The organism is Rhizobium sp. Nf11,1, assembly GCF_050587665.1.
GTDB lineage: Bacteria > Pseudomonadota > Alphaproteobacteria > Rhizobiales > Rhizobiaceae > Rhizobium.
Window position 1 is genome coordinate 173,846 of sequence record NZ_JBOBHU010000004.1, and the last position, 12,094, is coordinate 185,939.

14 protein-coding genes and 1 tRNA gene are annotated in these 12,094 nt (G+C 61.1%); 8 read left to right on the forward strand and 7 right to left on the reverse strand.

All coding sequences use genetic code 11. The features are described 5' to 3' along the window. Positions 1 to 16 precede the first annotated feature (16 nt). Positions 17 to 1,069: a threonine aldolase family protein gene (locus ACQ7C1_RS08650; RefSeq protein WP_430957991.1), complete on the forward strand. Its 1,053-nt coding sequence runs from the start codon at positions 17 to 19 to the stop codon at positions 1,067 to 1,069. A 40-nt stretch (positions 1,070 to 1,109) separates the two neighbouring features. Here ACQ7C1_RS08650 and ACQ7C1_RS08655 read toward each other — a convergent pair whose 3' ends face one another. Beyond that, positions 1,110 to 1,964, reverse strand: a complete 855-nt coding sequence (locus ACQ7C1_RS08655) for a LysR substrate-binding domain-containing protein (protein WP_430957992.1) — start codon at positions 1,962 to 1,964, stop codon at positions 1,110 to 1,112. Positions 1,965 to 2,056: 92 nt separating this feature from the next. Between ACQ7C1_RS08655 and ACQ7C1_RS08660 the strand changes: the two genes are divergently transcribed. Continuing rightward, positions 2,057 to 3,061 carry a bile acid:sodium symporter family protein gene (locus tag ACQ7C1_RS08660; protein WP_430957993.1) on the forward strand — a complete coding sequence of 335 codons (1,005 nt, stop codon included), beginning with the start codon at positions 2,057 to 2,059 and terminating at the stop codon, positions 3,059 to 3,061. 71 nt (positions 3,062 to 3,132) lie between these two features. Here ACQ7C1_RS08660 and ACQ7C1_RS08665 read toward each other — a convergent pair whose 3' ends face one another. Beyond that, a complete protein-coding gene (locus ACQ7C1_RS08665) occupies positions 3,133 to 3,603 on the reverse strand; it encodes an Hsp20 family protein (protein WP_097597249.1) in 471 nt (156 codons plus the stop codon). A gap of 398 nt (positions 3,604 to 4,001) precedes the next feature. Here ACQ7C1_RS08665 and ACQ7C1_RS08670 point away from each other — a divergent pair, with 398 nt between their 5' ends. Then, positions 4,002 to 4,976 carry an alpha/beta fold hydrolase gene (locus ACQ7C1_RS08670; protein WP_097597248.1) on the forward strand — a complete coding sequence of 325 codons (975 nt, stop codon included), beginning with the start codon at positions 4,002 to 4,004 and terminating at the stop codon, positions 4,974 to 4,976. 68 nt (positions 4,977 to 5,044) lie between these two features. Here ACQ7C1_RS08670 and hisN read toward each other — a convergent pair whose 3' ends face one another. Together hisN and ACQ7C1_RS08680 are read right to left on the reverse strand one after the other, a co-directional pair. After that, entirely contained in the window at positions 5,045 to 5,818 is a 774-nt protein-coding gene (gene hisN / locus ACQ7C1_RS08675) for a histidinol-phosphatase (RefSeq protein WP_430957994.1), read from the reverse strand. A 267-nt stretch (positions 5,819 to 6,085) separates the two neighbouring features. Beyond that, positions 6,086 to 6,967 carry an N-formylglutamate amidohydrolase gene (locus tag ACQ7C1_RS08680; RefSeq protein WP_085779417.1) on the reverse strand — a complete coding sequence of 294 codons (882 nt, stop codon included), beginning with the start codon at positions 6,965 to 6,967 and terminating at the stop codon, positions 6,086 to 6,088. A 188-nt stretch (positions 6,968 to 7,155) separates the two neighbouring features. Here ACQ7C1_RS08680 and cpdR1 point away from each other — a divergent pair, with 188 nt between their 5' ends. The 5 genes from cpdR1 (at position 7,156) to ACQ7C1_RS08705 (ending at position 10,482) form a co-directional block, all read left to right on the forward strand. After that, positions 7,156 to 7,518, forward strand: a complete 363-nt coding sequence (gene cpdR1 / locus ACQ7C1_RS08685; RefSeq protein ID WP_003542883.1) for a response regulator CpdR1 — start codon at positions 7,156 to 7,158, stop codon at positions 7,516 to 7,518. Between the two features lie 84 nt (positions 7,519 to 7,602). After that, positions 7,603 to 7,677 (forward strand) — tRNA-Val (locus ACQ7C1_RS08690). A 172-nt stretch (positions 7,678 to 7,849) separates the two neighbouring features. Further along, positions 7,850 to 8,044, forward strand: coding sequence for a hypothetical protein (locus tag ACQ7C1_RS08695; protein ID WP_430957995.1), 195 nt, complete (start codon positions 7,850 to 7,852; stop codon positions 8,042 to 8,044). A 463-nt stretch (positions 8,045 to 8,507) separates the two neighbouring features. Beyond that, positions 8,508 to 9,551 (forward strand): porin, encoded by a 1,044-nt coding sequence (locus ACQ7C1_RS08700; RefSeq protein WP_430957996.1) that lies wholly within the window; start codon positions 8,508 to 8,510, stop codon positions 9,549 to 9,551. Positions 9,552 to 9,987: 436 nt separating this feature from the next. Then, positions 9,988 to 10,482 (forward strand): hypothetical protein, encoded by a 495-nt coding sequence (locus ACQ7C1_RS08705; RefSeq protein WP_183698729.1) that lies wholly within the window; start codon positions 9,988 to 9,990, stop codon positions 10,480 to 10,482. 6 nt (positions 10,483 to 10,488) lie between these two features. On the opposite strand, the gene ACQ7C1_RS08710 is transcribed toward ACQ7C1_RS08705, so the two are convergent. From ACQ7C1_RS08710 to ACQ7C1_RS08720, 3 genes are all read right to left on the reverse strand, one after another. Beyond that, the gene (locus ACQ7C1_RS08710) at positions 10,489 to 11,214 is read right to left on the reverse strand and encodes a hypothetical protein (protein WP_430957997.1); all 726 of its coding nucleotides are present in this window, start codon (positions 11,212 to 11,214) and stop codon (positions 10,489 to 10,491) included. Between the two features lie 148 nt (positions 11,215 to 11,362). Beyond that, positions 11,363 to 11,542, reverse strand: coding sequence for a hypothetical protein (locus ACQ7C1_RS08715; RefSeq protein WP_085779457.1), 180 nt, complete (start codon positions 11,540 to 11,542; stop codon positions 11,363 to 11,365). A gap of 59 nt (positions 11,543 to 11,601) precedes the next feature. After that, entirely contained in the window at positions 11,602 to 11,832 is a 231-nt protein-coding gene (locus ACQ7C1_RS08720; RefSeq protein ID WP_430957998.1) for a hypothetical protein, read from the reverse strand. Between the last annotated feature and the right edge of the window lie 262 nt (positions 11,833 to 12,094).

A 12,094-nucleotide genomic window follows, 5' to 3' on the forward strand; every position in this document is an offset into this window, starting at 1 on the left:
TCCCCAGGTCTCCACCATGTTCTTTGCTTCCGATAATTGGGCCGGCGCCCACCGATCCATTGCCGAACGCCTGCTGAGGGAATCGGCCGGATTTGCTCCGGCCTATGGCGCCGGCGACCTCGACAAAAAGGTCGAGGCTCGTTTCTCCGAGATCTTCGAACGTGAGGTTTCCGTTTTCTTCGTCGCCACCGGCACGGCCGCCAACTCCCTGGCGCTGGCGAGCGTTCAGCGTCCCGGCGGGATTACCTTCTGCCATTCGGAAGCGCACGTGATCGAGGATGAATGCGGCGCGCCGGAATTCTTCTCCGGCTCCGCCCGCCTCGTGGCCGTCGACGGTGAAGCCGGCAAGATCGATCCGGCGAAGCTTTCGGCAAAGATCGCCCACTTCCCCGAGGACGCCCTCCGTCAGGGCCGGGCCAGTGCTGTGACCATTACCCAGGCGACCGAGATCGGCACCGTCTATTCCCTGCCGGAGATCGGCGAGATTGCCGCAATATCCAGGAAGCGCAACCTGCCGCTCCACATGGATGGCGCCCGCTTCGCCAATGCGCTGATCGCGCTCGGCGCCACGCCGGCGGAGATGACCTGGAAACGCGGCGTCGACATGCTGTCCTTCGGCGGTACCAAGAACGGCTGCTGGTGCGCCGAAGCGATCATCTTCTTCAATCCGGATCAGGCAATGGAAATGCCCTTCATTCGCAAGCGCGCCGCCCAGCTTTTCTCCAAGTCGCGTTTCATCGCTGCCCAGTTCGATGCCTATTTCGAAAACGGTCTCTGGCTCGATCTCGCCCGCCATTCGAACGCCACGGCCGACCGGTTGCGCGCCGGAATTGCCGCCAGCAGCGCCGGGCGCCTCGCCTGGCCGACCGCTTCCAACGAGGTCTTTGCCGTCATCAGCAAGAGTGCTGCAAGAACCGCAGAGGAAAAAGGCGCGAAATTCTACGAATGGCCTGTGCCTGCGGCAACCTCGGAACTCGTTTCCGAAAGCGAAACCCTAATCCGCCTTGTCACCAGCTTCGCAACCACAGAAGCCGACGTGGATGGTTTCCTGAGGTGTCTGGCTGCCTGAGCGCCGATCGGTAGGGCTTCCGACCGGTGACGGCGACGGGTCATGCGGACCTCAGCCCCCTTACTTTTTGCAGAATATCGTCGGACAGCGCCGCGACCAGCACCTGATCCGCGCCCTTGCGCGGCACCAAGACGAATTCCACGTCCTCGAGCACCGGCAGTTTCCCCGCGGCGATCTCTTTCAGTTCGGCGGGAGCCATACTGCGCGGCTGCACCAGCACACCCATTCCCGCCCGCGCTGCTGCCGTCAGCCCGCTCAGGCTGCCGCAAGTGCAGACGATTCGCCACGGCACGCCATTGCGCCCGAGCGCTTCTAGGGCGATCGCCCGCGTGACGCTCGGTGGCGGAAATGCGATCAGCGGCAGCGGGCCGGAGGCGAGTACTCGTTCAGGATCGCGCGCCAGCCAGACGAGCGGCTCGCGATAGACCAGCTTTCCGCGCCCATCGCCAAGTCGGCGCTTGGCAAGCACCAGATCGATTTCGCCATTGTCCTGCATTTCGTAAAGAACGCCGGAGAGCGCCACGGTCAGTTCCAGGTCCACAGACGGATGCAACCGAACGAAATCCTCCAGCACCGCCGGTAGCTGGCTGGTGACGAAATCCTCCGACACGCCGAGCCGGAGGCTGCCGCGCAGGCTGGTGCTCTTGAACAGCGCCTGCACTTGCCCCTCGATCGAAAGCATGGCGCGCGCACGCGAAAGCAGCGCCTCGCCATCACCGGTGAGCATCACCTTGTGCGTGTCGCGCGCGAGCAGCTTGCGTCCGAGTGCCGCCTCCAGCCGCTGGATATGCTGGCTGACCGTCGATTGCCCGAGGCCCAGCCTTTCCGCGGCAAGGGTGAAGCTGCCCATCTGTTCGACGGCGACGAAACTGCGCAACTGCGAGAGGTCGAGCATAGGAAATCCAGAATCTCAATAACTGTTATTTCTTGCATCCTGGATCATAATGGAGGACAGAACAATGGTTACTTTATTGCTGCGAGACCGCGATGCGACGCTTTCTGCCCGATTCGTTCACGATCCTGCTCGTCTGCGCCGTCATCCTCGCCTCCCTTTTTCCGGCGAGCGGCAGTTTTGCGGATTATTTCGGCATCGCCACCGATCTTGCCATCGCGGCGCTGTTTTTCCTGCACGGCGCGCGCCTTTCCCGTGACGTCGTCATTGCTGGTCTGCTGCACTGGCGGCTGCATCTGATCATCCTGCTGACGACCTTCGGCATCTTCCCACTGCTCGGGCTTGGGCTCGGCTTCATCCCCGACACGATCCTGCCACGGCCGCTTTATCTCGGCATTCTCTTCCTCTGCGTGCTGCCGTCGACGGTGCAGTCGTCGATCGCCTTCACCTCGATGGCGGGCGGCAACGTGCCCGCCGCGATCTGCTCGGCCTCGGCCTCGAACATTTTTGGCATGTTCCTGACGCCACTGCTGGTCGGCCTGCTCTTTTCCGTCGGCGGCCATGGCGGCTTCTCCTTCGACGCGCTTCAGCAGATCCTGCTGCAGCTGCTTGCCCCCTTTATCGTTGGCCAGATCCTGCAGCCCTGGATCGGCGATTGGATTCGCGCCAAGAAGAAGATCCTGATGCCGGTCGACCGCGGCTCGATCCTGATGGTGGTCTATCTTGCCTTCTCGACGGCGGTCGTCGAAGGACTGTGGAACACTTTCTCGATTGCCGACATCGCCGTCGTCGTCGTCGCCGACGTCGTGCTTCTGGCCTTTGTCCTTGTTTTGACGATGTTCGGTAGCCGCTGGCTGGGCTTCGACAAGGCCGACGAGATCACCATCACCTTCTGCGGCTCGAAGAAGAGCCTGGCAAGCGGCGTGCCGATGGCAAACGTCATCTTCGCCGGCCAGTCGATTGGCGCGATCGTGCTTCCCCTGATGCTCTTCCACCAGATTCAGCTGATGGTCTGCGCCGTCATCGCCCAGAAATATGCCGCAGCAGCAGCCCGGCGCGTAACGGAACAGCAGATGAAGGATGCCGCAAGCCCGGCCTGAACAATAAGCTGAACGGCAACAAAAAAGGCGCCCCGATCGGGGCGCCGTCCGGTGTCCCAGAGGGACAGCTGTTAACCGTTAATGACCTGCGCCTCGATCGCCTTCGGAGCCTCGACCGGCTCGGCGGCAATCGCGATCTTGCGGGGCTTCATGGCCTCGGGAATGTTGCGCAGAAGATCGATGTGAAGCAGGCCGTTCTTCAGCGAAGCGGCTGACACCTCGACATGATCGGCGAGCTGGAAGCGGCGCTCGAAGGCGCGCTTGGCAATGCCGCGATAGAGGAATTCGCCGCCTTCGGCGGTTTCCTCGTTCTTTTCACCCTTCACGGACAGCACATGGGCATGAGCTTCGATCGAAAGCTCGGTCTCGTCGAAACCGGCGACCGCCATGGTGATGCGATAGGTGTTTTCACCGGTGCGCTCGATATTATAGGGCGGATAGGTCTGCGCCTGCTCCGGCTGAGCAAGGCTGTCGAGCATGGTGAAGAGCCGGTCGAAACCGACTGTCGAACGATAGAGGGGAGAGAAGTCTACGTGACGCATGATGTCCTCCTAGGGAAGCGACGTGTTGCGGTAAAATGCCCCTGAAACCCCATCTTGGCAGTCTCGGGACGGTTGCGCGGGCCCTTTTGGCACCCGCAGAATGGAGATGGTGATGCGATTCGAGGAGTTCAAGACCTTTTCGAAATCACCTCGACCGGCCGTGAACCCCGCGTGAACGGCCGGTTCGGAGCGCGTTCAGACATGCCGGTCTAGAAATGACGATGTCGGGTGACACTGGCCCCGATGGCTGAAGTGCATCGTCCCTTCTTCTTCAGTCTAAACTTGGGCCGGCCGCGAGCGCCCTCACGCTCCCGCCGGCCCTTTTTCCCCGGCTTTCCAAGCTGGTCGCCATGCGCTATCCCTGAGGGAAGCATTCAGCAGCGGCGCATTGGTAAGTCATGGATCAGGTTCTCTATTCGACGCCCGATAATCCCGCCCCGGAAAACCGCACCGAAGGGTTCTTTGAAACCCATGACGGCCACCGGCTGCGTTACGCCGTTTTCCGCTCCGGTGGCCAAGTCGCCAAGGGCACGGTCGTCATCATCCATGGCCGCAACGAATATATCGAAAAATATTTCGAGACGATCCGTGACTTGACGGGCAAGGGCCTCTGGGTCGCGACCTTCGACCTGCGTGGCCAAGGCGGTTCGTCGCGGCTCCTGAAGCGCCGCAATCACGGCCATATCCGCCGCTTTTCCGATTACGAGCGCGACCTCGACACCTTCCTCGAAAAGATAGTGCTGCCGGATACCCGCCTGCCGTTCTACCTGCTCGGCCATTCCACCGGCGGGCTGATCGCGCTGTCGGCCGCTCCCTATCTGACTACCCGCATTGATCGCATGGTGCTATCGGCTCCCTTCATCGGCCTGACCGGTCAGTCGGCCTCGCCTCGCGTCATCCGCACCCTCGCCGGCGCGCTTACGACCGCCGGCCTTGGCTTCATGCCGCTGACTTCGAGGCTGAAGGATCCGGATTTCCGCGACAATCCGCTGACCTCGGACGAAGCGCGCTTCGAGCGCAATGTTGCGATGATGAAGGCTCATCCGGAACTGACGCTCGGGCCGCCGACGGCCCGCTGGCTGACCGAAGCCTTCCGGACCATGGACCGGGTCACCTCGCCCAACCATCTCTTCTCGATCACCATCCCGACCATCGTCATCGCCCCGACACGAGACGGCGTCGTGCCCTACACGGCGCAGGAGCGGCTCTCACGTTATTTCCGCGCCGGCCAGCTGGTGCCGATCAACGGCGCCCGCCATGAGATCTTCCAGGAACGGGATATCTATCGCGCCGCGGCGCTGGCGGCCTTCCACGCCTTCATCCCAGGCAGCGATGCCGAGGAAAACCATGATGTCGCCGCCCTCGGCACATAAGCCGGAGCAACCGAGCTGACTGGCATCGGCCTTTCCGACCCGGGGCATCGGCTTTGCCGAGCCCGGCTTCAGCGCTGCAGGATGGCGATTGCCTGCTCATAGACCGCGCGGCTGCCGGCGGCGATGATCGAGCCGCCATTTTCCGGCCGTCCGCCGTCCCAGGTGGTGATGATACCGCCCGCCCCCTGGATGACCGGAATAATGCCGCCGACGTCATAGGGCTTCAGCCCGTTTTCGATGACGAGATCGATATGACCGGCGGCAAGCAGCGCATAGGCATAACAGTCGCATCCATAGCGGAAGAGCCGCACCTGCGCCTCGATCTCCCGGTATTTCTCCATCTCGCCGCCGGTGAAGAGATGTGGCGAGGTCGTGAACAGGATGGCGCTCGAAAGTGCCTCGCACTGGCGGGTCACCAGCCGTCGCTCACCCTCCGGCCCGATATAGATCGAGCCGTTCTCGTCGGCAAAATAACGTTCGCCGGTAAAGGGCTGCTCGATCATGCCCATGATCGCCCGGCCTTGCCTCTGCAGACCGATAAGCGTTCCCCAGACCGGCACGCCCGATATGAAGGCGCGCGTGCCGTCGATCGGATCGATCACCCAGACATAGTCCCGGTCGAGCCCGACATCGCCATGCTCCTCGCCGAGAATGCCGTGGTCGGGGAAATTCTCCTCGATCAGCGCCCGGATGGCGAGCTCGGCCGCCCGATCGCCTTCCGTCACCGGATCGAAGCCGGAAGAAAGCTTGTTCGTGACGTCGAGGCCGGAGCGGAAGCGCGGCAGCGTCTCGGCGCGGGCGACCTCCGCCAGACGATTGAAGAATGAACGGTCAGGAAGCATGGTGACACCGTTTGGCTGGCGGGAATGCGCTTTCATAGCGAAAACGAGCGGGAATGCAAACGACGAGGGCGACTTCGGGCGAATTGCCCAAAGATATCGCAGCGCAATATATTGCTTGACATTTGTGCAACGCAATAGTAGCGTCGTCATTACAGTCTTCTGACTGTAAATACCCTCCTTGGGTGTTTCCTCCCTAGACTTAGCCGCGCTGACAAGCGCGGTTTTTTTTGGCCTGGGGAGGCAAGCCGAGATCAGGAAATCGCAGGTTTACTCGGCGGCCAGCGCCCGATCGCCGGCGAATTTTTCGACATGATCCGCCATCTGCCGCATGAAGGCCGCGACGGCGTCGGCCACCGCGGCGAAATCCTCACGCTTCTCCAGCGTCACCTCGTCGACATAGATCGCCCGGTTCACTTCGATCTGCAGCGCGTGCAGACCGCGCGAGGGACGGCCGTAATGTTCGGTGATGAAGCCGCCGGCGTAAGGCTTGTTACGGATCGCAGCAAAGCCCATTTCCTCGAGGATGGCGATGGCGGCGCGCGAAAGTTCGGCCGAAGCGCTGGTGCCGTAGCGATCGCCGATGATGAAATCGGGCCGCCCGGTGCAGCCCGCGACCCGAACATTGCCGGGCATCGAGTGGCAGTCGATCAAAACGCCGAAGCCGAACTGCACATGGGTGCGGGCGATCAGCCGTCGCAGCGCCGCGTGGTAAGGCTTGTAGACTGCCTCGACCCGATCGAGCCCCTCCTGCACCGGCAGCCGCCGTGCATAGATCTCCATGTTCTCGGCAACGATGCGCGGAATGGTTCCAAGCCCGCCGGCGACCCTCAGCGAATTGACATTGGCATAGGGCGGCAGCAGCCCGTCGAACATCCTTGGATCAAGCTCGTAGGGCTCACGATTGACGTCGAGATAGGCCCGCGGAAAATTGGCGGCGAGCAGTGGCGCGCCGAGTTCGACGGCCGAGCCGAACAGCTCGTCGACGTAATGGTCCTCGGAACGGCGGATCGCTATGCCTTCCAGCCTCGACTGCGCGATGAATTCCGGTGGATAAACGCGGCCGCTATGGGGGGAGTTGTAGACGAAAGGAATGGTCTGCGACACGGGCTCATGAACCTCAAAAAGCTCGTATTCGCGGATTTCCGGCACTTCTGGCCCTCTTTACCATGTCATGAACTGACTGCTTCGCCCATGTTGCCAGTTGCCCGGCCGCAAGTCCATACTATGTAGGAGGGATGGCGGTCGCGCATAGGCAATTCACCGGTTGTTTACCGGACAAAGACTAGTGTAAACGGCTGGCAGCCCACCCAAAACCTATTGATTAGCGGTCTGGATTGATGACTCAGAAGATACTTCTCGCCGAAGACGACAATGACATGCGCCGTTTCCTGGTGAAAGCCCTCGAAAAGGCCGGCTACAAGGTCCTTTCTTACGACAACGGCGCCAGCGCCTATGACCGCCTGCGCGAGGAGCCGTTCTCTCTGCTCCTGACCGATATCGTCATGCCCGAAATGGATGGCATCGAGCTGGCTCGCCGCGCCACCGAACTCGACCCCGACCTGAAGGTGATGTTCATCACCGGATTTGCCGCCGTGGCGCTGAACCCCGATTCGAAGGCGCCGAAGGATGCCAAGGTCCTTTCCAAGCCTTTCCACCTGCGCGACCTCGTCGATGAGGTCAATAAAATGCTTGCCGCGTAAGGCTTGTCGGGCGGCGCGTCACAAAACTGAAAAAAGCCTATTGACGGCTCCAAAGGTTTTGTGATCTATGCGCCGCCATCGGATGGGCGTGTAGCTCAGCGGGAGAGCACTACGTTGACATCGTAGGGGTCACAGGTTCAATCCCTGTCACGCCCACCATCCGATCTCCCTGACATCATTGACAGATCTCCGATCGGGATTTTATTTATCAAGACCGGCGTGCGCCTGAATCCGGACTTTAGCGCGAGGGGGCTTGCGTGATTAGCTCCGACCAGATCGGGCGGGATCTATCGGCTGTGGGACGACCATCCATGCGGGAAGCAGGGGACGCATGACGCAAAGGACGCGGACACGTAAAGCGATATCCATAATTCTGGGCCTCGTCCTGGCTGGGGTTGGCCTCTTCGGTTTCGGTTACATGCAGTTTCATGACGTTCAACCGATCAGCATCAAGTTTTGGCTGATTCCGATCACGATGTTCGGGGCTGGTGTGGCGATCCTCTGGGACGACTTCAAAAGTCCTTAAGGCACGTCGCATCTGTCTCCGTTTGAGGATGTCGCAATCATTGAGATCCGTCCCTTGCTCCGATCGATCGGCATGTCCAGGCAATCCGGTCGCCTGGCCCTGCGCCGACTCACGCAGATTGCAGTTACGGCGCGCTCTCATATGAGGACGCGTTCATTCGAGCATCAATTGCATACCATTGCGGAATGCTCAGCCCCTCGTTGTTCAAAATTCAAAAGTATGATTTTTGTGACAAACAGATGACGAGTTTGTGACAAAACGCGTGTGATTTCAGCAACATAGCTATCCAGTGTGTTGTCATGATCGACAATCACGTTGCGGTGCAACGACCCTTCTGTAACCTCCGCGGCGAGGCAGACACCAAGCTAAAAAGGTGCCGCTTCGATCACACGGGGTGAAGACATGTAGGGACTGCCGATGGCAACGGTCTTCATCCTCTCGCATCTGAACTGGAGGTTATTCCATGAACATCAAGAGCCTTCTTCTCGGCTCCGCTGCTGCTCTCGCAGCAGTAACCGGCGCTCAGGCCGCTGACGCTATCGTCGCCGCCGAACCGGAACCGGTTGAATATGTTCGCGTCTGCGACGCTTACGGCACCGGCTACTTCTATATCCCGGGCACCGAAACCTGCCTGAAGATCAACGGTTACGTCCGTTTCCAGGTGGACGTTGCTCCGAACGCCAGCTCGATCGGCGCCGGCGGCGGCGGTTCTGTCGCCAACGACTCGGATTGGGACGCCCGTACCCGCGGCCAGGTTCAATTCACGGCCAAGAGCGACACCGAATATGGTCCGCTGACCGGCGTCATCGTCATGCAGTTCAACGCTGACAACGCTTCGGCACAGAAGGCCCAGCTCGACTCGGCTTACCTCGACATCGCCGGCTTCCGCGCTGGTCTGTTCTACAGCTGGTGGGACGACGGCCTCTCCGGCGAAACCGACGATATCGGCTCTCCGGTCACGCTGCACAACTCGCTGCGTTATCAGTACGAAACCGACGCCTTCTACGCCGGCATCAGCGTCGACGAGCTGGAAGATAGCCCGTTCTACAACGGCGAAACCGCTAACAACGTCGGCGTTGCAGTCGGTCTCGGCGGCAAGGCTGGTATCTTCAGCTACCAGATCACGGCTGGTTACGACACCGACAACGAAGAAGGTGCCGTCCGTGCAATGGGTACGGTTGCCGTCGGTCCGGGCACGCTCGGCCTCGCAGTTGTCTACGCAAGCAATCCGAACGCTTATTACAACAAGGCTGAATGGGCGATTGCTGCCGAATACGCCATCAAGGCGACCGACAAGCTCAAGATCACCCCGGCTGTTCAGTACTACGACAACTACGGCATCACTGCCGGCGAGTTCAAGGATGACGTTAACGCCTGGAAGGCCGGCGTAACGGTCGACTACCAGATCGTCGACAACTTCTCGGCAAAGGTTTCGGTTCAGTACCTCGATCCGGACAATGCTGACGACGTCACCTCGGGCTACTTCCGCCTGCAGCGCACGTTCTAATAAAAGGCTGCCGGCAATCAACCACAGCGCATCTGAAAAGACGCGCGGCGCTGCGGGCCGGCGGCCACGAATTCCTGATCTGACTGACCTCCGATCGGGAAAGAATGGGCCTGGACTTCCCTGCCTGGGCCCATTCCCCTTGATCCGAAGTGCGTCCAACCCAGAAATACGGTCAAGACGGCAGGCGCTCGATGAGCGCCTTGCCACCGTCATGTCGCATCGGGTCGCTGTCGATCTCGAGCATCCCAAGCCATCTGTACCCACTCAGTTCAAAAAACCTTCCGCTCATCCGCCACCGATCGCCGATCCGGCCCGGTCGTCGGCGAAATCCTGGTGCCGTCGACAACAGAGCCAAATTCGGACACAGAACCATGCCATGGCGAACCGAGGCTGAAGCACTGATTCGCTTCGCCACGAGATGGGGTTTGAGATCGAAATGAAATTATCCGCGCTTGTCGCCGCCGGCCTTGTTGCCGCCGTCCTCGCCTTGCCAGCCGCTGCTGCGCCCGCCTCCCCGCCAGAGACATTTCCCGGCGCCCCCGGCGTCATTACGCTTTCCGGCAAATGCGCCAAACTGGTTGTCGCCAAGTTCGACGCCACGAAGGGCTGCAAAAATGAGCTTGCCAGCGTCACCCTGGCCAACGGCTCGGTGACCTTCATCTTCACTTCGGACGGAAAGGCGCTCGGTTTCCAGGGCGATGGCAGCGGCATCAAGCCGGCCTCCAACGGCAATGCTCGCCTGCCGCTGAGCCTCGTCACGACGGGCGTCGGCAACAAGATGACCGGCCAAGTCAAGGTCGCCGGTTTCTGCACCTTCGGCAATCCCTACGCCGGCAAGCCGATTGCGATCGAATGCACCGCCGAAAGCAAGGACTCCTCCTTCACCGGCAGCTTCCGTACCGGCGGCAAGCTGGTGAAAAAGGGAAAATAGCTGCCGTCAGGCAGCGCACCACGCGCCGCCGGCAGCCCCCGGCTTGCGCGCCAGCCCTTCCTTGATCAGCTGTGCGCCAAAAGAGCGTCCGTCGCGCGAGACGATCCGCGGCGCGCCTGGGGACTCCGTCTTTCCGGCCGCATCGATGGTGAACGGGCCGGCGTTCAGAAGCGCCAGCAGGCGCAGCTTCGCGGCAAAGGCCACCCTGCGTTCGTCATCGCAGCGCGCCTGGTCGGCCACCGGGCTTGCCATATCGGCAATGACGATCTTTTCGCCCTTGTACCAGAAAACGCCGCCGTCGCCGACGCAATTGATGTGCGCGCCCTGCCCGCAATAGCCGAAGGCGCCCGTCGCCGTCTGCTGAGCTCCGGGAGAGGCCGGGGCCGGCACCGCCTTGATCGGCTGGATGCCCGGCGTCGGGATTGCGGCCGGCGGCAGCGGCGGCGCCTGTAGCGTCGTCGGCGCGGCTCTCGGCGTCGGTGCGGCAAGCGCCACCTGCTTCGGCGGCACATCCTTCCTGGCGACAGGTCTCGGCTCCGCCATTTCGCGTGCGATCGGCGTCGACTGCTGTTCAAGCAGCGGCTGAAGGCTCTTCCAATTGTCGTGAGCCACGATGCCGCCGACCGCGGCAATGCCGATCACCGCCCAAGGCAGCAATCCGCCACTGCTGCGTGCTCTGCTCTTTCCTCTCGCCGGCGCCTTGCGGCGGCCGCGTGTCGCTGTCTTGGCCATCTTTCCGAATCCCGTGAGGCCGGGATTATCGCTGCCCAATCCTTTCCGAAAGGTTGGCGAGGGCCGTTATCTTTGACGCGGGCCGATGCGCTAGACGACAAAACGCCCGGCATCGCCGGGCGCCTATCTCCAGAGGTTTGTCTTTCGCCTAGTCCGGACGTTGAGCTGAAGACTCGTTTTTTCCGGCCGATGCGGCGCCGCTGATGGGGGAACCGATCGGCTGTTTGCGTTTACCGATCTCGATGCGGTTGTCCGCCCCCTCGCGGATGGCCTGCCATTCATTTTCGTGCCGGATAACAATATCCCGGGGCACAAAGTTCATTGTCATGTGCTTCTCACCCTGTGGTTCAAATCAACTGTCAGTGCGCCGAAAAGCCCTCGGAGCCGCTATTTCTTCGTTTTCGTATGAGCTTTGATTTCGGGGCCTCCTTTGGAGAGGTCCGCACCGCTCACATGTGCCGGCACGTGAATGTCGTGATAGACGCCGGGCGTCAGCGTCAGGTCGACGTGATGCGGCGGCAGCACCTGTGCCTTCTGCATACGGTTCGGCTTTGCCCGCTTCATGCGGTCGGATGCCTCTGTGCGTTTGTCGGGAATATGGGTCGAAGTGTGCATCATCGGCGTCCTTTTCAGCTCAACCAGGGTTTAACGAGCGGAGGCGCGGATGGTTCCCGAAATTGTGCGGTTTTCCGTGGGGCGTTTGGCCTTGACTGGTTTGGGAAGTAGATTACCTAAGGCCCATCCCGCAGCCTTCCAGACATCGGCTGCGGGAAACATTGGTGCCGGGCCCCTCTGGCGAGAGTTTTTACGGCGCTCTCGTGATGTCGGTACCGCCTGCAACTCAGCCGGCGGATTTTTCATCGATGAAAAAGCTCACCAT

Excerpts from the sequence above, each read along its gene's own strand:
- ACQ7C1_RS08650 (WP_430957991.1), top strand. The coding sequence starts at position 17 with ATGTTCTTTGCTTCCGATAATTGGGCCGGCGCCCACCGATCCATTGCC.
- ACQ7C1_RS08655 (WP_430957992.1), bottom strand. The coding sequence starts at position 1,964 with ATGCTCGACCTCTCGCAGTTGCGCAGTTTCGTCGCCGTCGAACAGATG.
- ACQ7C1_RS08660 (WP_430957993.1), top strand. The coding sequence starts at position 2,057 with ATGCGACGCTTTCTGCCCGATTCGTTCACGATCCTGCTCGTCTGCGCC.
- ACQ7C1_RS08665 (WP_097597249.1), bottom strand. The coding sequence starts at position 3,603 with ATGCGTCACGTAGACTTCTCTCCCCTCTATCGTTCGACAGTCGGTTTC.
- ACQ7C1_RS08670 (WP_097597248.1), top strand. The coding sequence starts at position 4,002 with ATGGATCAGGTTCTCTATTCGACGCCCGATAATCCCGCCCCGGAAAAC.
- hisN (WP_430957994.1), bottom strand. The coding sequence starts at position 5,818 with ATGCTTCCTGACCGTTCATTCTTCAATCGTCTGGCGGAGGTCGCCCGC.
- cpdR1 (WP_003542883.1), top strand. The coding sequence starts at position 7,156 with ATGACTCAGAAGATACTTCTCGCCGAAGACGACAATGACATGCGCCGT.
- ACQ7C1_RS08695 (WP_430957995.1), top strand. The coding sequence starts at position 7,850 with ATGACGCAAAGGACGCGGACACGTAAAGCGATATCCATAATTCTGGGC.
- ACQ7C1_RS08700 (WP_430957996.1), top strand. The coding sequence starts at position 8,508 with ATGAACATCAAGAGCCTTCTTCTCGGCTCCGCTGCTGCTCTCGCAGCA.
- ACQ7C1_RS08705 (WP_183698729.1), top strand. The coding sequence starts at position 9,988 with ATGAAATTATCCGCGCTTGTCGCCGCCGGCCTTGTTGCCGCCGTCCTC.
- ACQ7C1_RS08710 (WP_430957997.1), bottom strand. The coding sequence starts at position 11,214 with ATGGCCAAGACAGCGACACGCGGCCGCCGCAAGGCGCCGGCGAGAGGA.
- ACQ7C1_RS08715 (WP_085779457.1), bottom strand. The coding sequence starts at position 11,542 with ATGACAATGAACTTTGTGCCCCGGGATATTGTTATCCGGCACGAAAAT.
- ACQ7C1_RS08720 (WP_430957998.1), bottom strand. The coding sequence starts at position 11,832 with ATGATGCACACTTCGACCCATATTCCCGACAAACGCACAGAGGCATCC.